18 protein-coding genes and 4 tRNA genes are annotated in these 17,525 nt (G+C 66.2%); 16 read left to right on the top strand and 6 right to left on the bottom strand.

All coding sequences use genetic code 11. The features are described 5' to 3' along the window. Positions 1-26 precede the first annotated feature (26 nt). The 8 genes from EJO71_RS04585 to EJO71_RS04550 are packed head-to-tail and all read left to right on the top strand — an operon-like array spanning position 27 to position 7,728. Positions 27-1,082, top strand: coding sequence for a branched-chain amino acid ABC transporter permease (locus tag EJO71_RS04585; RefSeq protein ID WP_125947930.1), 1,056 nt, complete (start codon positions 27-29; stop codon positions 1,080-1,082). Further along, positions 1,079-2,866 (top strand): branched-chain amino acid ABC transporter ATP-binding protein/permease, encoded by a 1,788-nt coding sequence (locus EJO71_RS04580; protein WP_125947931.1) that lies wholly within the window; start codon positions 1,079-1,081, stop codon positions 2,864-2,866. The genes EJO71_RS04585 and EJO71_RS04580 overlap by 4 nt, the downstream gene beginning before the upstream one ends. After that, complete coding sequence (locus EJO71_RS04575) at positions 2,863-3,594, top strand: ABC transporter ATP-binding protein (RefSeq protein ID WP_125947932.1); 732 nt, start codon at positions 2,863-2,865, stop codon at positions 3,592-3,594. The genes EJO71_RS04580 and EJO71_RS04575 overlap by 4 nt, the downstream gene beginning before the upstream one ends. Further along, a complete protein-coding gene (locus tag EJO71_RS04570) occupies positions 3,584-5,170 on the top strand; it encodes an ATP-dependent acyl-CoA ligase (protein WP_125947933.1) in 1,587 nt (528 codons plus the stop codon). Before EJO71_RS04575 ends, EJO71_RS04570 begins: the two co-directional genes overlap by 11 nt. 11 nt (positions 5,171-5,181) lie before the next feature. Next, positions 5,182-5,931 (top strand): SDR family NAD(P)-dependent oxidoreductase, encoded by a 750-nt coding sequence (locus EJO71_RS04565; RefSeq protein ID WP_125947934.1) that lies wholly within the window; start codon positions 5,182-5,184, stop codon positions 5,929-5,931. A 53-nt stretch (positions 5,932-5,984) separates the two neighbouring features. Continuing rightward, positions 5,985-6,761, top strand: coding sequence for an SDR family NAD(P)-dependent oxidoreductase (locus EJO71_RS04560; RefSeq protein WP_125947935.1), 777 nt, complete (start codon positions 5,985-5,987; stop codon positions 6,759-6,761). Next, positions 6,758-7,291 carry a MarR family transcriptional regulator gene (locus EJO71_RS04555; protein ID WP_125947936.1) on the top strand — a complete coding sequence of 178 codons (534 nt, stop codon included), beginning with the start codon at positions 6,758-6,760 and terminating at the stop codon, positions 7,289-7,291. Before EJO71_RS04560 ends, EJO71_RS04555 begins: the two co-directional genes overlap by 4 nt. A gap of 2 nt (positions 7,292-7,293) precedes the next feature. Next, positions 7,294-7,728: a thioesterase family protein gene (locus EJO71_RS04550; RefSeq protein ID WP_125947937.1), complete on the top strand. Its 435-nt coding sequence runs from the start codon at positions 7,294-7,296 to the stop codon at positions 7,726-7,728. On the opposite strand, the gene EJO71_RS04545 is transcribed toward EJO71_RS04550, so the two are convergent. Beyond that, positions 7,725-8,114: a hypothetical protein gene (locus EJO71_RS04545; RefSeq protein ID WP_125947938.1), complete on the bottom strand. Its 390-nt coding sequence runs from the start codon at positions 8,112-8,114 to the stop codon at positions 7,725-7,727. The two genes, EJO71_RS04550 and EJO71_RS04545, sit on opposite strands and share 4 nt — an antisense overlap. A gap of 728 nt (positions 8,115-8,842) precedes the next feature. Between EJO71_RS04545 and EJO71_RS04540 the strand changes: the two genes are divergently transcribed. From EJO71_RS04540 to EJO71_RS04525, 4 genes are all read left to right on the top strand, one after another. Continuing rightward, positions 8,843-8,919, top strand: a tRNA-Arg gene (locus EJO71_RS04540). A 42-nt stretch (positions 8,920-8,961) separates the two neighbouring features. Next, positions 8,962-9,162, top strand: a complete 201-nt coding sequence (locus tag EJO71_RS04535) for a short-chain dehydrogenase (protein ID WP_125947939.1) — start codon at positions 8,962-8,964, stop codon at positions 9,160-9,162. Between the two features lie 25 nt (positions 9,163-9,187). Further along, a tRNA-His gene (locus tag EJO71_RS04530) sits at positions 9,188-9,261 on the top strand. Between the two features lie 54 nt (positions 9,262-9,315). Next, positions 9,316-9,879: an HNH endonuclease gene (locus EJO71_RS04525; RefSeq protein WP_125947940.1), complete on the top strand. Its 564-nt coding sequence runs from the start codon at positions 9,316-9,318 to the stop codon at positions 9,877-9,879. A gap of 88 nt (positions 9,880-9,967) precedes the next feature. On the opposite strand, the gene EJO71_RS34265 is transcribed toward EJO71_RS04525, so the two are convergent. Beyond that, positions 9,968-10,144, bottom strand: a complete 177-nt coding sequence (locus EJO71_RS34265) for a hypothetical protein (protein ID WP_164546769.1) — start codon at positions 10,142-10,144, stop codon at positions 9,968-9,970. Positions 10,145-10,418: 274 nt separating this feature from the next. On the opposite strand from EJO71_RS34265, the gene EJO71_RS04520 reads away from it, so the two are divergent. After that, positions 10,419-10,817, top strand: coding sequence for a hypothetical protein (locus EJO71_RS04520; protein WP_125947941.1), 399 nt, complete (start codon positions 10,419-10,421; stop codon positions 10,815-10,817). Between the two features lie 185 nt (positions 10,818-11,002). Here EJO71_RS04520 and EJO71_RS04515 read toward each other — a convergent pair. Next, positions 11,003-11,078 (bottom strand) — tRNA-Lys (locus EJO71_RS04515). Positions 11,079-11,218: 140 nt separating this feature from the next. Here EJO71_RS04515 and EJO71_RS04510 point away from each other — a divergent pair. Next, a complete protein-coding gene (locus EJO71_RS04510) occupies positions 11,219-11,926 on the top strand; it encodes an SDR family oxidoreductase (RefSeq protein ID WP_125947942.1) in 708 nt (235 codons plus the stop codon). 56 nt (positions 11,927-11,982) lie between these two features. Here EJO71_RS04510 and EJO71_RS04505 read toward each other — a convergent pair. Continuing rightward, a tRNA-Ala gene (locus tag EJO71_RS04505) sits at positions 11,983-12,058 on the bottom strand. 89 nt (positions 12,059-12,147) lie between these two features. Between EJO71_RS04505 and EJO71_RS04500 the strand changes: the two genes are divergently transcribed. Next, on the top strand, positions 12,148-13,014 hold the full coding sequence (locus EJO71_RS04500) for an alpha/beta hydrolase (RefSeq protein ID WP_125947943.1): 867 nt from the start codon (positions 12,148-12,150) through the stop codon (positions 13,012-13,014). A 6-nt stretch (positions 13,015-13,020) separates the two neighbouring features. On the opposite strand, the gene EJO71_RS04495 is transcribed toward EJO71_RS04500, so the two are convergent. Then, on the bottom strand, positions 13,021-13,998 hold the full coding sequence (locus tag EJO71_RS04495; protein ID WP_125947944.1) for a GMP reductase: 978 nt from the start codon (positions 13,996-13,998) through the stop codon (positions 13,021-13,023). 207 nt (positions 13,999-14,205) lie between these two features. On the opposite strand from EJO71_RS04495, the gene EJO71_RS04490 reads away from it, so the two are divergent. Continuing rightward, complete coding sequence (locus EJO71_RS04490; protein WP_125947945.1) at positions 14,206-16,626, top strand: UvrD-helicase domain-containing protein; 2,421 nt, start codon at positions 14,206-14,208, stop codon at positions 16,624-16,626. Positions 16,627-16,666: 40 nt separating this feature from the next. On the opposite strand, the gene EJO71_RS04485 is transcribed toward EJO71_RS04490, so the two are convergent. Then, entirely contained in the window at positions 16,667-17,521 is an 855-nt protein-coding gene (locus EJO71_RS04485; RefSeq protein ID WP_125947946.1) for a BPSS1780 family membrane protein, read from the bottom strand. Between the last annotated feature and the right edge of the window lie 4 nt (positions 17,522-17,525).

Raw genomic sequence — 17,525 nt, 5'->3', positions numbered from 1 at the left:
CATTCGACTTTCCGGAGGGCCGCGCGATGACGTGGGACGTGGCCCTGATCCTGATCACCGACGGCCTGGCCAACGGTGCGATCTACCTGCTGGCCGGGCTCGGGCTGGTGCTGATCTTTTCCGTCACGCGGGTGGTGTTCGTGCCGTTCGGCGACATCGCGGCCTTTGCGGCACTGTCGCTCGCGGCCTTCGAGACCGGCCGGGTGCCGCCGACCATCGGCATGGTCGCCGTGCTGGCCGCGCTGGCCCTGGCCACCGAGATCGGCAGCCTGCTGCGGCGCGGCGAGGCCGCGCGCATCCCGAAGGCGGTGCTGACATGGGGTGTGCTGCCCGCTGTTCCGTGCGTGCTCGCATGGCTGGCGGCGCGGCCCGGCGTGCCGGTGGCGGTGCACATCGTGGTGGCGGTGCTGCTGGTGGTGCCCATTGCACCGCTGCTCGCGCGAGTGGTCTTCCAGCCGATCGCGGATGCATCGGTGCTGGTGCTGCTGATCGTGTCGTTGGCGCTGCACTTCCTGCTGTCGGGCCTGGGCCTGCTGTTCTTCGGCCCGGAGGGTTCGCGTACGACGCCGCTGACCAGCGCCATGTTCACGCTCGGCGACGGCTTCACGGTCAGCGGGCAGGTGGTCCTGATGGTGGGGGCGGCCATCGTGCTGAGCGGGCTGTTCTTCCTGGTGTTCGAGCGCACGGTGGCCGGCAAGGCGCTGCGTGCCACGGCGGTGAACCGGGTGGGCGCGCGGCTGGTGGGTATCCGGCCGGTGCGCACGGCGCTGCTGGCCTATGGCTGCGCGTCGCTGCTGGCGGGGCTGATCGGTGTGCTGATCGCGCCGGTGACGACGATGTACTACGACTCGGGCTTCATCATCGGCCTGAAGGCCTTCGTGGCCGCGATCATCGGCGGGCTCGTGAGCTACCCGATGACGGCCGTGGGCGCGCTCGCGGTCGGCGTGGTGGAGAGCTTCGCCTCGTTCTGGAGCGGCGCGCTGAAGGACGTGATCGTGTTCAGCCTGCTGATCCCGGTGCTCATGCTGCGCTCCTTCATGGCTGCGCATGCGGAAGAGGAAGAAGACGAGGTGGACCAATGAACGGCAATCGCAAACGCATGGCGTGGATCGCCGCGCTGGTCGTCGTGCTGGCGCTGGTGCCGGCGGTGGCGGGCAGCTTCACCGTCTCGCTGCTGAACGACATCGGCATCGGTGCGCTGGTGGCGCTGGGTCTCGTGCTGCTGACCGGTGTGGGCGGGGCGACCTCGTTCGGGCAGGCGGCTTTCGTGGGCATTGCGGCCTACGCGACCGCGTGGCTCACGACGACGCAGGGCATGTCGCCCTGGATCGGGCTGCTGTTCGCGCTGCTGCTCACGGGGCTGTCGGCGCTGGCCATCGGCATGCTCACGCTGCGGCTGGGCGGACACTTCCTGCCGCTGAGCACCATTGCGTGGGGCCTGTCGATCGCGATGCTGTTCGGCAACGTCGATGCACTCGGGCGGCACACGGGGCTGTCGAACATTCCGGCGCTGCAGATCGCGGGCTGGTCGCTGGCCGATCCGCGCGCGATGTATTACCTGATCTGGGTGGTGGTGGGGCTGGCCTGCCTGTTCAGCCACAACCTGCTGCAGTCGCGGCCGGGGCGCGCGATTCGCGGGCTGCGTGGCGGCGCGACGCTGCTGGCCAGCGTGGGGGCGGATGCGTATCGCGTGCGGCTTTCGCTGTTCGTCACGGCCGCGCTGTTCGCGGGGCTGGCGGGCTGGCTCTATGCGCACATGAACCGCTTCGTGAGCCCGTCGCCCTTCGACGTGCGTGCCAGCATCGAGTACCTGCTGATGGCGGTGGCCGGAGGGCTCGGGCAACTGGCGGGTGCGCTGGTGGGCGCCGCGCTGGTGCTGGTGCTGAAGAACAGCCTGCAGGACGTGCTGCCGATGCTCACGCAGCGCGCGGGCCAGCTCGAGGCCGTGGCCTTCGCGGCGCTGTTCATCCTGTTGCTGCACTTTGCGCGCGGCGGGGTGATGGGGCTGCTTCGCCGCTGGACGCGCCGCCGTGGCGGCACGCAGGGGCCGTCGCGCCATGAAGCTCCGCCGGTCGAACCGCTGCCGCACCGCACGCTGCCCCAGCGCGGCTCGCAGGTGCTGTCGGTGAACGGCGCGGTCAAGCGCTTCGGCGGGTTGGTGGCCGTCAACGACGTGAGCTTCGACGTGAAAGCCGGCGAGATCGTCGGGTTGATCGGGCCCAACGGCGCGGGCAAGTCGACCATGTTCAACCTGCTGACCTGCACGCTGCCGATGAGCGCGGGCCGGGTGCGCTTTCTTGAGCACGACATCGCCGGCATGCCGCAGCGCGAGGTCGCGCGGCTGGGGCTGGCGCGCACCTTTCAGCACGTGAAGCTGCGGCCGCACATGAGCCTGCTTGACAACGTGGCGCTGGGCGCGCACTCGCGCACGCGCTCGGGCATCCTGAAGGCGGGGCTGCGGCTGGACCGCATGGAAGAGCAGCAGATCCTGCAGGAAGCGCAGCGCCAGCTCGACCGCATCGGCCTGGGCGACCGTGCGCATGAACTGGCGGGCAGCCTGCCATTGGGCACGCAGCGCATCCTGGAAATCGCGCGTGCGCTGGCCGCCGACCCGGTGCTGCTGGTGCTCGACGAGCCCGCCGCCGGCCTGCGGCGCAAGGAAAAGATGGCGCTCGGCGACCTGCTGCGCAAGCTGCGCGAGGAGGGCGTGACCATCCTCATCGTCGAGCACGACATGGACTTCGTGATGAAACTGGTGGACAGGCTGGTGGTGATGAACTTCGGCTCCAAGCTCGTGGAGGGCGTGCCGTCGGCGGTGCGCGCGGACGAGCGCGTGCAGGCGGCTTACCTGGGGAGCGTCGTATGACCGCGATGCTGGAGATTGGCGATCTGCACGTGTCTTACGGGCAGGTCGAGGCCGTGCGCGGTGTGTCGCTGGACCTGCAGCCCGGGCAGATTATCTCAGTGATCGGCCCGAACGGTGCGGGCAAGACCACGCTGCTGGCCGCCGCCATGGGCCTGCTGCCCTGCAAGGGCACGCTGCGCTTCGAAGGCGAAGATCTGCAAGGGCTGGACGTGGAAGCGCGCGTGGAGCGCGGCCTGTGCCTCGTGCCCGAGAAGCGCGAGCTGTTCGGCGAACTCACCGTGCTCGACAACCTGCAGCTCGGCGCCTATGCCAAGCGGCTGCGCGGCGATGCGATGAAGAAGCGGCTGCAGTCGGTGTATGACCGCTTTCCCCGGCTGGCCGAGCGCCGTGCACAGCGCGCCGACACGCTCTCGGGCGGCGAGCGGCAGATGCTGGCGGTGGGGCGGGCGCTGATGTCGGCGCCGCGCCTGCTGATGCTGGACGAACCCAGCCTGGGGCTGGCGCCGCTGATCGTGCGCGACATTCTCACGATCGTGCGAAAGCTGCGGGAGGATGGCGTGTCGATCCTGCTGGTGGAGCAGAACGCGCGCGCGGCGCTCGAAAGCTCGGACGAGGGCTATGTGCTGGAGACGGGCGAGATCGCGCTGTCGGGTGCCTCGGCCGAGTTGGCGAGCGATCCGCGCGTGCAGGCCACCTACCTCGGCGGAGGCACGCACGATGACGAGTGACCCGCGCGCCGTGCCGCCCGCGCAGCGCACGCTGCCGGCGATGCTGCAGCGGCAGGCTGCGCTGTTCGGCTCGCGTGGCCTGCTGCGCATTGCGGGGTGCGAGTGGGCGCACGGCGATGCGGCGCAGGCTGCGGCCGTGCATGCGGGTGCGTTGGCCGCGGCCGGTGTGGCGCACGGCGACCGCATCGCGGTGATGTGCGGCAATCGAATCGAATTCCTGGAGAGCTTTCTGGGCGCCGGTTGGCTGGGGGCGTCGATGGTGCCGGTCAACACGGCATCGATGGGGCCGCAGATCGAGTACTTCCTTGCGAACAGCGAGGCGAAGCTGCTGGTGATCGAGGCGGGTTTTCTCGAGAGGCTCGCGACGGCGGACCTGGCGCGTACCGCGTTGCGCGAGATCTGGATCGTCGGAGAGGCCGCGACCGCATGGCGGGCGCCCGAGGGCGTGCGTGCGGTGGCGTATCCCGGGGGCGGGGAGCCTGTCGAAGCTGCGGCGGTGCAGCCCGGCGACCCGCTGGCGATTCTCTACACCTCCGGCACGACAGGGCCGGCCAAGGGCGTGATCTGCCCGCATGCGCAGTATTTCTGGTGGGGCGTGAACAGCGCGGAGGTGCTCGGCGTTGGTGCCGACGACGTGCTGTGCACCACGCTGCCGCTGTTTCACATCAACGCGCTCAACACCTTTGCGCAGGCCGCGTTGACCGGCGCGCAGGTAGTGTTCGAGTCGCGCTTCTCGGCCTCGGGCTTCTGGCCGACGATGCGATCGAGCGGGGCGACCGTGGTCTATCTGCTGGGGGCGATGGTGCCGATCCTGCTCGCGCAGCCGGAAGGCCCTGGCGAGCGGGACCACCGCGTGCGCACAGGTCTCGGGCCCGGCGTGCCGTCTGCCGCCGGTGCGGCGTTCAAGGCGCGCACTGGCGTTTCGCTGCTCGAAGGCTACGGCTCGACCGAAACCAACTTCGCCATCGCCACGGCGCCGGATTCGCCGCGCGGCGGTGTCATGGGCTGGCTGCGCCCGGGTTTCCAGGCGCGCGTGGCCGATGAAGACGACGTGGAACTGCCGCCCGACGAGGCCGGCGAACTGCTGCTGCGCGCGGACGAGCCGTTTGCCTTCGCGAGCGGCTACTTCAACATGCCGGAGAAGACGGTCGAGGCCTGGCGCAATCTCTGGTTCCACACCGGCGATCGGGTGGTGCGCGACGCCGATGGCGCTTTCCGCTTTGTCGACCGCATCAAGGATGCGATACGCCGGCGTGGCGAGAACATCTCGTCGTTCGAGGTCGAGCAGGTGCTGCTGAGTCATCCGGGCGTGGCCTCATGCGCGGTGTATCCGGTGCGCTCGGAGCTGGCTGAAGACGAGGTGATGGCTGCGCTGGTGGCGCGCGATGGCGTGGAGATCGACCCTGCCGAGCTTGCGCGTTTCTGCGAAGGTCGCCTGCCGTACTTCGCCGTGCCGCGCTACATCGACGTGCTGCCCGACTTGCCGCGAACCGAGAACGGCAAGGTGCAGAAGTTCAAGCTGCGCGAGCGCGGCGTGGGGCCGCAGACCTGGGACGGCCGGCCCGCAAGGGCCTGAGGCGCATCGCCATGACGAACGCAGCGCTGCTCCCGCTTTCAGGCCGCGTGGCGTTCGTGACGGGGGCCGGACAGGGGTTGGGCGCGGCCATCGCGTGCGGGCTGGCGGAGGCCGGGGCGCGCGTGGCACTGGCCGACATCGAGCTTGCGAATGCGCAGGCCGTCGCGGCGGAGATCGGCGGGCTCGCGCTGCAACTCGATGTGCGCGACGAGACGGCTTTCTCCGGCTGCTTCGACAAGGCCATCGCGCATTTCGGCGCAGTCGACATCATGGTCAACAACGCGGCGCGCACGCCGGTCACATCGCTCTGGGACATCACGCCCGAAGAATGGGACGACGTGCTGGCTGTCAATCTGCGGGGCAGCTTCTTCGGTTGTCGCATTGCCGGGCGGCACATGCGCGAACGCGGCACGGGTCGTATCGTCAACATTGCATCGATGGCCGGGCAGCAGGCCAGCACGGCGACCGGGGTGCACTACGCGGCGAGCAAGGCCGGATTGCTGGCGCTGACGCGGTCGTTCGCACAGGAACTGGCGCCGCACGGCGTGACAGTGAATGCGCTGGCTCCAGCGGCTATCGGCAGCCCTGCGCTCGAGGCCATGGAGCCCGCGCGGCAGCAGACGCTGCAGGCGAGCATTCCCCTCGGCCGCTTCGGCCTTCCCGAGGAAGTTGCCGCGGCGGTGGTCTATCTCGCTTCCCCGGCCGCGGCCTTCATGACCGGCGCCACGCTGGACCTCAACGGCGGCCGTTTCATGCGCTGACAACCTGGGGCGGCCAGCTCCGGTAAAATGATTCAGAACTAAAACATTCAGGTATGCAATCAAATTCACTCACTGGCCGGCATGCACTCGTTACCGGCGCAGCACGCGGCATCGGTGCCGAGATCGCCCGCACCCTGGCTGCCGAGGGCGCCATCCTCACGCTGCTGGGGCGCGATCGCGAGGCACTGCAGCGCGTGGCCGATTCGCTCGCGGGCAGCGGGCACGGCGTCGTGGCGGCCGACGTGGCCAGTCCCGAGGCAGTGCAGGCCGCATTCGCCGAGGTCCGTGCCGCGCGGGGGCCGGTCGCCGTGCTCGTCAACAACGCGGGGGCGGCCGAAAGCGCGCCTTTCCTCAAGACTTCGTTCGAGCTCTGGCAGCGGATGCTGTCGGTCAATCTCACCGGCAGCTTCCTGTGCGCGCAGGCGGCGCTTCCGGACATGCTCGACGCCGGCTGGGGCCGCATCGTCAACATCGCCAGCACGGCAGGGCAGAAGGGCTACGCCTACGTGGCGGCCTACACCGCGGCCAAGCATGGCGTGATCGGGCTCACGCGCGCGCTGGCGCTCGAGGTGGCGCGCAAGGGCATCACGGTGAATGCCGTGTGCCCGGGCTACACCGACACCGACATCCTGCGCAACAGCGTCGCCAACGTGGTCGGCAAGACCGGGCGCAGCGAGGCCGATGCGCTGGCTGAGTTTTCCAGCGTCAATCCGCAGAAGCGGATCGTGCAGCCGTCCGAGGTGGCCGACACGGTGCGTTGGTTGTGCGGGGCCGGTGCTGCATCGGTCACCGGACAGTCGATCTCGGTTTCAGGGGGAGAAGTGACATGACGACACGCAACGATGCTTCGCACGCCGTACTGAGCGATGCGGAAGAACTGGGCCACGAGGCCCGCGCGGGCCACGAGGACCACGCGATGCTCAAGCTGTGGCTGCGCATGCTGGCCAGCACCACGCAGATCGAGGCCGAGATCCGGCGACGGCTGCGCGATCGCTTCGGCATCTCGCTGGCGCGCTTCGACTACATGGCGCAGCTCTACCGCTACAAGGACGGCCTGAAGATGCGCGTGCTCTCGCGCTACCTGATGGTGACCGGCGGCAACGTCACCGGCCTGACGGACGAGCTCGAACGCGAAGGCATGGTGGCGCGCGCGCCCAGTCCCGATGACCGTCGCGCGTGGATCGTGAGCCTCACGCCAACGGGCCGCCGCACCTTCGAGACCATGGCGAGCGAGCACGAGCAGTGGATCCTCGAGATGTTCTCGGGGCTCGACATGAAGACGGTCAAGCAGATGCACACGCAGCTTGGCCTGCTGCGCGTGCACGTGCTGCGCGGCGAACCCGCGGGCGAGGAGGGGTGAGCATGGGCGAGCGCAACGAGTTCCGCAGGCCGAGGCTGATCCGCTTCTCGGACTGCGATCCGGCGGGGATCGTCTTCTATCCGCAGTACTTCGTGATGCTCAACGGCCTCGTCGAGGACTGGGTGAACGAAGGCCTGGGGCTCAGCTATCACGGGCTGGTGGCGCAGCGGCGAATCGGCCTGCCCACCGTGAAGCTCGAAGTCGATTTCCGCGCAGTGAGCCGAATGGGCGACCAGGTGATGCTCGGGCTGGCCGTGGAGCGGCTGGGCTCGCGTTCGATGACATTGCAGGTGCGCTGCTTCGATCCAGTGGATGGCGAAGTGCGCATGCAGATGCAGCAGGTGCTGGTGACCACCTCGCTCGAAACCCATCGCGCAGTCGCCATTCCGGACGACATGCGCGCCGCCATCGTCCGCAACGCGCCGGAACTGGGCTAGGGCTCGCCGCCGGCAGCGGCGTCCTGTGCGCGTTTCTTCAGCCAGCCGCTGAGCTCTTTTTTCCCCTTGGCGTTGGCGCTGCGCCATGCCTCCCGTGCCGCGGCGATGAAGCGCTCCTCAGCTGCGTCGGGTACTTCGCTGGGGCGGTCTTCCTTGTCGAGCCAGCCCGGCTCCACATCGCAATGCCGTTCGATCTGCCGTGCCAGGTTGTCGCCGATGGGGCGGGAACTCTTGATCTGGCTCCACATGCTGGGAGAAATCTCGATCTTCTTCGCGAACGCCTGGTCCAGCCCCTTGGCTGGCAGGCCCGCGGCAACGGCCTCCTCGAGAAAGCGGCGGTGCAGCGCAAGCGCATTGCGACGGCGCGCGACGGTGGTATTGGGCACTGTTCAAAAACAACAACAAGACAAAAAAAGATTGTCCCGGTTGTTGACGCCTTCGTAAACACTATTTACAGTTGCCCTCATTCGCGGCCCAAAGCCGTACCTTTTTTCCAACCCTTTACAGCCGACAGCGGCAATTTTTGACTCAGGACCCATCGTGAACACCGCACTGAACCTCACCAGCATTCGACCCGCCTCGGGCCGATCGCTCGTGCGCGTCTGGGCGTGTGGTGGTTTGGGCGGCATGCCGTCGGTCCGATCGAATCAGCACCAGAGCCACGTGTATTCCACGAAAGCCGCAGCGAGCCTGCGTTTTGGAAAACTCGAGGATCAGGTGCTACCGGGTGGAGGTTGCGCATAGGCGCACACCTTCCAAGCTCTCTCATGCAGAGGCCCGGACACCGCAAGGTTCCGGGCCTTTTTGTTTTGTTTTTTGGTTTCTTGTTTGCCATTTCGGGTGTGCCTTCACCACACCGCCAGTACGCACCGCGTAGACGGTCTGGCGGGATGTGCAGGAATTGATCACTCCTGTGCAGCGACGTCGTACGGGACAGCGCCCAGCGTGCTGTCCGTCGCGTGAGGACACAACCGAAATGGAAAGCGCAGAGCCGTTTTTCCTGAACGACACAGAACCCGAGCGGGACAGGGCCATGCAGATGGTCCTCCCGCGGAAACCGGCCGCAAAGATTGGGCGGCGCCGGAACTCGTAACCGGACACTTTTTGTTTTCGACCCGCGTTAGCTCAATGGATCAGAGCACTTGCCTACGAAGCAAGGGGTTGCACGTTCGAGTCGTGCACGTGGGGCCATCTTTTCTTGCCTAGCTGTCACAACACAACCAAGGAGTCACCATGCGCAAGCGCAACACCCCGATCCGGATGATCACAGTGCGCCCGGCACAGCCGCGCGAGCGTTCGGTGCTGTCCCTGGTCCGACGTTTCGGCCTCATGGCCGGTGTGCGCCGTGCGAACGAGTGTGTGCCGGCTGGTGAGTCATCGCTTGAAGGGCTCGCCGATCTCGATCAGCGCGTTCGCGCTGTCGGTGAGTGGTGATCCGGCTGCTCGTACTGTCTCGACGGTGTACGTAGCTCAATGGCAGAGCCGCGGGTTGTGGACCCGCTGACGACGGTTCGATTCCGTTCGTGCACCCCATGGCTTCATTTCATTCAACCTCACAAGAACCATCGCCGCAAAAGGAGGCGAGTCATGCACCCTCACGTCCTGCAACTCGATATTCAGGGCACGCCGCAAGCCTGGATCTCGCTGGAGCAGGCGGTGTTGCATTACGCCACCGGCTCGGTGGCCTGGGAAGACGGCGACCTGCCGCTGGCAACGCTGCGCGGTGGCTTCAACGTGGCGCGCGGCGTGCAATCGCGTGTCGAGGTGGCGCCGATCATCGCGCTGCGCGGCGCGTCGAAGATCAACCTCTTCGACGTGATCCCGAGCGTCACCAAGAGCAAGCTGCTGCGCCGAGACCGCCACACCTGCGCCTATTGCGCAGGCGTGTTCCACGAACGCGAGCTGCAATGCGAGCACGTGCTGCCCGAGTCGCGCGGAGGCCCGTGGACCTGGACCAACCTCGTGAGCGCGTGCGCGGTCTGCAACAACCGCAAGGCAGCGCGCACGCCGGAGGAGGCGGGCATGCCGCTGGTCTATCTGCCTTATGTGCCGAGCCGCTACGAGAACTTCCTGCTCGAAGGCCGCAACATTCGTGCGGACGTGCACGAGTGGCTGGCGAAGCGGCTGCCCAAGGGCTCGCGGCTTCAGTAGAGGCTGAGCGGTGATCCTGCCGTGCGCCCATGAAAAAAGCCCGCTGTCTTCGGGACAGCGGGCTTTTGCTCATGCAGGGGACTGGTGGTCAGCGCCCAATGCCGAAGAAGCGGTAGGCAATCACGCCTGCTGCCGTCAGCCCTCCCACGATGGCCAGGATCACCTTGGTGGCTCGGCCCGAGCCGCGCTTGGAGCGCGGCCAATGGTCCGGCCCGATCAGGTCGATGGGGACTGTGGGTTTACCTATGTCGGACGCCTTTTCCATGAGCGGAAATATAGCTCACGCCCGAAAGCACGGTTCGAGGCAGGGCGCATTCCGTGGTCCTCGCGTGTCGTCCGCGAGATCGGTTGCGGCCGGGCAAAAAAATACCCGCATGGGCGGGCCGAACGAGCCTTGGGGCTTCGAAGTGAATGTCCCTGTGTCTTTCTTGTGGTGCTGCGTGACAGCACGTACAAGATGCCATGCCGCATGGGCGTTGTTTGCAATTGGAGTGCAATGTGACTTGCAGGTGATGGGCAAAATCGTGAAATATTCCCCTATGAACAGAAAAATCATCCTCGAAAGTTTGACGCGTGCGCTAGAGAGTTGGGTTCGCAATGCTTCCGCGATGCAGCTCTGGCAGGTGCACCAGGCAGGCGGTCTCGGAGCGCTGATCGAAGCCGACGAGGAGACGGTGCAGGTGCGCATCATTCTCGGCGGCTCACGCGATGCGCTGTCGGATATCGGCAAGACCGATGGGCGACTGCCGGTCACCGAAGCCTTTCTCGGCAGCGCGGCCTGGGGTGCGCCGCCGGCGCGAGAGGGCCCCGCGCGTGAGCAGTGGTTCCTGTCGAATGAACTGGCGCAGGCGCATGCTCGTCAGTATCTGGCGGCAGAGGTGGGCGAGCGGCGCGATCTGCTCGAGCGTTGCGTCGACGAGTGGATCGCACGTCGATAGGCTTCTCTCGGGTCACGAATCGAGTTCATGAGTGGGGCTATGAGCCCACTTGAGATGGCGATGCTGTCCTCCTTGCGTGCAAGGCGTTGGGAAGAGTGGGCGGCCAAAGAAAAAGCCTTCTCATGTAGGCCATGAGAAGGCTTTGACAAAAAAATAGCGCGGAAACCGCGCTATTTTGGTGTTGGTGGTGGGCCCTGAGTGACTCGAACACTCGACCTACGGATTAAGAGTCCGCTGCTCTACCAACTGAGCTAAGAGCCCTTGCTTTGAAAACGTTTTGTGTTTTCTGGCAAGACCACGAGTATATCCCAGAATTTCTGACTTTCCAAAAAATTTGTGAGTCGAAGCATTAGGATTCATCATCACCGATGGGGCGCGGCCCCTCAATCAGGAGAATCTCGATGAGCGACGCAAACACCACCTCCCATGTCCTGATCACCGGCGCCGCAGGTGCGCTGGGCCGTGCGGTAGCCCAGCACTTCATCGATCAGGGTGCACGCCTTGCGTTGGTCGATCACCACGCAGGTCGTCTCGCGGAAGTCTTCCCGGGCCTCGACAACTCCCACCATCTCCTGCTGGCGGGTGACGTGACTTCCACTTCCGAGATGGCGGCTCTCGCGGAGCAGGCGCTCAAGTCCTTCGGCCGCGTCGACACGCTGGTGCACATCGCGGGCGGCTTCGAGATGGGGGAGGCGACACATGCGCTCTCGCGCGCGAGCTGGGACCGGATGATGAATCTCAACGCCTGGTCGTTCGTCGCGGTGACGCAGGCGGTGCTGCCCTCGATGATCGAGCGACGCGCCGGCAGCGTCATCGCCGTCACGGCGAAGGTCGCTGCGCGCGGCGTGCCGGCCATGGCCGCATACATTGCCTCGAAGAGCGCGCTGCAGCGCCTCGTGGAAGCCATGGCGGCGGAAGCGGCGCCGCATGGCGTTAACGTCAACAGCGTGGCTCCGAGCGTGCTCGACACGCCGGCCAACCGGCAAGCGATGCCCGATGCGAACCCCGCCGACTGGGTGTCGACCGCGGTCGCTGCGCAGACCATCGGGTTCCTCGCTTCGCCGGGAGGCGCGGCGCTGCACGGCCAGCACCTGACGCTCGACACCTGAGTCGAGCCCCAAAAGGAAAAGGCCCTGGCAGATGCCAAGGCCTTTTCCGTGTCGGTTGGTGGAGAGGAGGAGGATCGAACTCCCGACCTCCGCATTGCGAACGCGGCGCTCTCCCAGCTGAGCTACCCCCCCAACGCGGGGCGAATTTTAACCGGAACTGCCGTTTTGGCGCATCCTGCCGTGCCAAGATCGCGCCTCGCGAAACACGGAGCAAAGAGCGCATGACCTCGTTCGATCCTGCCTGGCTGGAAGGCATGTACAACAACCTCGCGCGGGTCAAGGATCACCCCGCGTACTTCGAGCGCTGGGGGCGCGAATCGGCCGCGGCGCGCGAGACGTTGCCGGCACGGATCGATCTTCCCTATGGCCAGGGCGTGAACGAAACGCTCGATGTCTTCCCCGCTCCGGTGCCCGACGCGCCGGTGCTGGTCTTCATCCACGGTGGCTACTGGCGCGCGATGGACAAGAAAGACCACTCTTTCATTGCTCCCGCCTTCAACGACCGCGGCATCTGCGTGGTCCAGCCCAACTACGCGCTGTGCCCGGGCACGCCGGAGCAGCCCGTCACGGTGCCCGGAATCCTGCTGCAGATGGTGCGCGCGCTCGAATGGACGTGGCGCCACATCGCGGCCCACGGTGGCGATCCTTCGCGGATCACGGTTGCGGGTCATTCGGCCGGCGGGCACATGGCGGCGGCGCTGCTGGCTTGCGACTGGAAGGCGGTCGCGTCCGACCTGCCCGCGCGGCTCGTGCGCAACGCGCTGTCGATCTCGGGCCTCTACGACCTTCGTCCGCTGCAGCGCACGCCGTTTCTCGAGAAGACACTGAACCTGACCGACGCGGACGCGCTGCGCGCCAGTCCGGCGCTGTGGCCTGCGCCCAAGCGCGGCCAGCTCTACGCCGTTGCCGGCGGCAAGGAAAGCGAGGAGTTCATGCGCCACAACGCGATGATCCGCGAGGCGTGGGGCCGCAACACAGTGCCGGTGTGCGAGGTGCTGCCGGGGCTGAATCACTTCGACGTGGTCGATGCGCTCGCCGATCCGGCGCACACGCTGCACCGGCACGCGGTGCAGCTGCTGGAAGCCTGAGGGCCGTTACATCAGCAGGTGTTCGCCTGCGTTGTCGCCACCCAGCGTGACGTAGTTGACCTTGCGGATGTCCATCAGCGTGCGGCCGCCCGCGTAGCTGATCGAGCTCTGTACGTCCTGTTCCATCTCGACCAGCGTGTCGGCCAGCTTGCCCTTGATGGGCTCGAGGATGCGCTTGCCCTCGACGTGCTTGTACTCGCCTTTGTTGAAGTCGCTGGCGGAGCCGTAGTATTCCTTGAACAGCACGCCGTCGACCTCGACGGTCTTGCCCGGCGACTCCTCGTGCCCCGCGAACAGCGAGCCGATCATGACCATCGAGGCGCCGAAGCGCACGCTCTTGGCGATGTCGCCGTGGTCGCGGATGCCGCCGTCGGCAATGATCGGCTTGGTCGCCACGCGCGCGCACCACTTCAGCGCCGACAGTTGCCAGCCGCCCGTGCCGAAGCCGGTCTTGAGCTTCGTGATGCAGACCTTGCCCGGGCCTATGCCGACCTTGGTCGCGTCCGCGCCCCAGTTCTCGAGGTCGATCACGGCTTCGGGCGTGCCGACGTTGCCGGCAATCACAAAGGTCTTCGGCAGCTTCTGCTTGAGGTAGCCGATCATGTTCTTCACGCTGTCGGCATGGCCGTGCGCGATGTCGATCGTGACGTACTCGGGAACGAGGCCCTGGGCTACCAGCTGGTCGACGGTGTCGTAGTCGGCCTTCTTCACGCCCAGAGAGATGGAGGCGAACACGCCCTTGCCCTGCATCTCCTTGACGAACTTGACGTTGTCGAGGTCGAAGCGGTGCATCACGTAGAAGTAGCCGTTCTGCGCCAGCCACAGGCAGATCGACTCGTCGACCACCGTCTTCATGTTGGCGGGCACCACCGGCAGGCGGAAGCTGCGTTCGCCCAGCGTGACGCTGGTGTCGCACTCGGAGCGGCTCTCCACGCGGCACTTGCGCGGGAGCAGAAGGATGTTGTCGTAATCGAAAATTTGCATGACCAGGCTCCTAGGAAGGAATCGTTGAAAGAAACGAATGAGCGCTTGGTCCGGCCGGTTTCTGCGGTGCGTTCTGCAAATGAAACGCCCACAAAAAACCGGGCGCAAGAAACTTGGGCCCGGTGATTGATTTTACGCGGACTCGCGAAGGCAGGTCTTCCGCTTCTTCATATAACCCGCATACGCCGTGGTTTCTACAATCGTGGGATGTTGTTTAACGATCCTGCGGCTGACGATGCCCACTCCCCAGCGCTGCCGCTGCTCCAGAACCTGAACGCGGAGCAACTCGCCGCGGTCACGTTGCCCGAAGGCAACGCACTCATCCTGGCGGGCGCCGGCTCCGGCAAGACGCGCGTGCTCACCACCCGCATCGCCTGGCTGCTGCAGACCGGCCAGGTCTCCGCCGGCGGCATCCTCGCCGTGACCTTCACCAACAAGGCCGCGAAGGAAATGATGACGCGGCTGACCGCGATGCTGCCCGTCAACGTGCGCGGCATGTGGATCGGCACCTTCCACGGCCTGTGCAACCGCCTGCTGCGCGCGCACTGGAAGCTGGCCAACCTGCCTTCCACCTTCCAGATCCTCGACACACAGGACCAGCTCTCGGCCATCAAGCGCCTGATGAAGCAGTTCAACGTCGACGACGAGCGCTTCCCGGCCAAGCAGACCCAGTGGTTCATCGCCGGCGCCAAGGAAGACGGCCTGCGGCCCGATGCCATCGAGGTGCGCAGCGACGACGACCGCAAGAAGGTCGAGCTCTACCGCCTCTATGAAGAGCAATGCCAGCGCGAAGGCGTGGTCGACTTCGGCGAACTCATGCTGCGCAGCTACGAGCTACTGCGCGACAACGACCCGGTGCGCGAGCACTACCAGCGGCGCTTCCGCCACATCCTGATCGACGAGTTCCAGGACACCAACCGCCTGCAGTACGCGTGGATCAAGATGCTCGCGGGCAACACCGTCGAAGGCCGCTTCGAGCCGGGCCGGCACAACAGCGTGATCGCCGTGGGCGACGACGACCAGAGCATCTACGCCTTCCGCGGCGCGCGCGTGGGCAACATGACCGACTTCGTGCGCGAGTTCGACGTGCGTCACCAGATCAAGCTGGAGCAGAACTACCGCAGCTACAGCAACATCCTCGACTCGGCCAACGAGCTCATCGGCCACAACAAGAAGCGCCTGGGCAAGAACCTGCGCACCGACCAGGGGCCGGGCGAGCCCGTGCGCGTCTACGAGTCGCCCACCGACCTGGCCGAAGCCCAGTGGATGGTCGAGGAAATGCGCCAGCTCGTGCGCGACGGCTACGAGCGCAAGGAAATGGCCGTGCTCTACCGCAGCAATGCGCAGAGCCGGGTGATCGAAACGGCGCTCTTCAATGCCTCCGTGCCGTACCGCGTGTACGGCGGGCTGCGCTTCTTCGAGCGCGCCGAAATCAAGCACGCGCTGGCCTACCTGCGCCTGCTCGAGAACAAGGACGACGACACCAGCTTCCTGCGCGTCGTCAACTTCCCGCCGCGCGGCATCGGCGCGCGCACGCTCGAAACCCTGCAGGACGCCGCACGCGCCGCCAACCGTTCGCTGCACGACGCGGTGAGCGTTGTCGGCGGCAAGGCCGGCGCCAATCTCACGGGCTTCGTCGCCAAGATCGACGTGCTGCGCGAGCAGACCCAGGGTGTGAGCCTGCGGGAGATCATCGAGCTGGTGCTCGACCACAGCGGCCTCGTCGAGCACTACAAGGCCGACCGCGAAGGTGCGGACCGCATCGAGAATCTGGAAGAACTGGTGAATGCGGCCGAGAGCTTCGTCACGCAGGAAGGCTTCGGCCGCGACGCCGTGGCGCTGCCGGTCGACGAACTGCGCCAATCACCCGCGAGCCAGGGCATCGACCCGAGCCGCCCGGTGCTCGACGAGCCGCTCGCACCCGACGCCGAAACCGGCGAAACGCTGAGCCCGCTGGCGGCCTTCCTCACGCACGCCGCGCTCGAATCGGGCGACAACCAGGCGCAGGCGGGGCAGGACGCGGTGCAGCTCATGACCGTCCATGCCGCCAAGGGCCTGGAATTCGACTGCGTTTTCATCACCGGCATGGAAGAGGGTCTGTTCCCGCACGAGAACTCGATGAGCGATTTCGAGAGCCTCGAGGAAGAGCGCCGCCTGATGTACGTGGCGATCACGCGCGCCCGCAAGCGGCTGTACCTGAGTCATTCGCAGACACGCATGCTGCACGGCCAGACCCGCTACAACGTCAAGAGCCGCTTCTTCGACGAGCTGCCCGAGAGCGCGCTCAAGTGGCTCACGCCCAAGAACCAGGGCTTCACGCCATCGGCCTTCGGCTACGGTGGTGGCTACGCGAGCACGCGCGGCGGTGGTGGTGGCTACAGCGGTGGTGGTTATGGCGGCGGCAGCAGCCGCGACAAGGAAACCTTCGCCAGCCCGCCCGTGCCGCCGCAGAAGACGGCACCTTCGCACGGCCTGCGTTCAGGCATGCAGGTGTTCCACAACAAGTTTGGCGAAGGCACGGTGACCGCACTGGAAGGCACCGGCGACGACGCGCGCGCCCAAGTCAAGTTTGCGCGGCATGGCGTGAAGTGGCTGGCGCTGTCGGTGGCCAAGCTCACGCCGATTTGAGTTCACCGGCGATCACCGGCGAGGGCGCCGGCTGCGGCGCTCAGTCCGGATTGAAGGTGTCGCGGAAGGTGAACCAGTTCGATGCCTGCGCCATGGCGGCGAGCGTCATCACCGTGCCGATCATCAGGATGTTGCCGGCGGTCATGGCGCCGGTATCCGAACCCAGCGAGCCCACGCCGATCACGATGGTGCCGACCAGCGCCGCTGCCAGCAGGCCGAGCAGAAGCACGCCGCACCATGCGAGCCAGTACAGCGCGTAGGCGCCGAAATTCCGGAACATCGCGACCAGGCTGAAGAAGATGCTCTTCACCGGCTCCACGCGGTGCCAGTGAACCAGCGCGGGCGCGTGCCACATGGCCGCGACCAGCGGCAGCGCGAGGCACATCTGGAGCAGGTTCGCCATCTGGAAACGGCTGCTTTCCAGCACTTCCTTCGCAGGAGCTTCGCCGAGGAAGTAGCTGCGCATGAACTGGCCGCCATCGACCAGCGCCGTCAGGAAGACGGTCAGGAAGCAGTAAACCGCCGAGATCACGCCGAGCACGGCCAGCGAGCGCCATTCCGTGCGCATGGCGCGTGCCACCGACAGGAACATGATCGCGCCGGTCGGCCGCTTCACGCCGCCCGTGTCTCCGGGAAGGTCGGTGTTGGCGGCGCTGTTGCCGTTGTTTCCCGAGGCATCGGCCACCGATGCCGCGACCATGAAGCCCAGCGTGGAGAAGGGCAGCAGCACGAAAGGCAGGAACTTGCCGATCAGCGGCAGCTGCGAAATGGTCGAGATCAGCGCCATGAACAACATGAACAGCGACACGAAGGCCAGCGGCTGCCGCCAGAAGTTCTTGAGCCCGAGGCGGACCCATTCGACGCCGGTTCTTGCCGGCACGAGGTTGAGTTTCATGTGT

Origin of the sequence: Variovorax sp. 679 (assembly GCF_003952185.1) — a bacterium.
In the GTDB taxonomy this organism is placed as follows: domain Bacteria; phylum Pseudomonadota; class Gammaproteobacteria; order Burkholderiales; family Burkholderiaceae_C; genus Variovorax.
The sequence above is the reverse complement of the archived record's forward strand: the minus strand, read 5'-3'. Positions and strand labels throughout refer to the sequence as shown.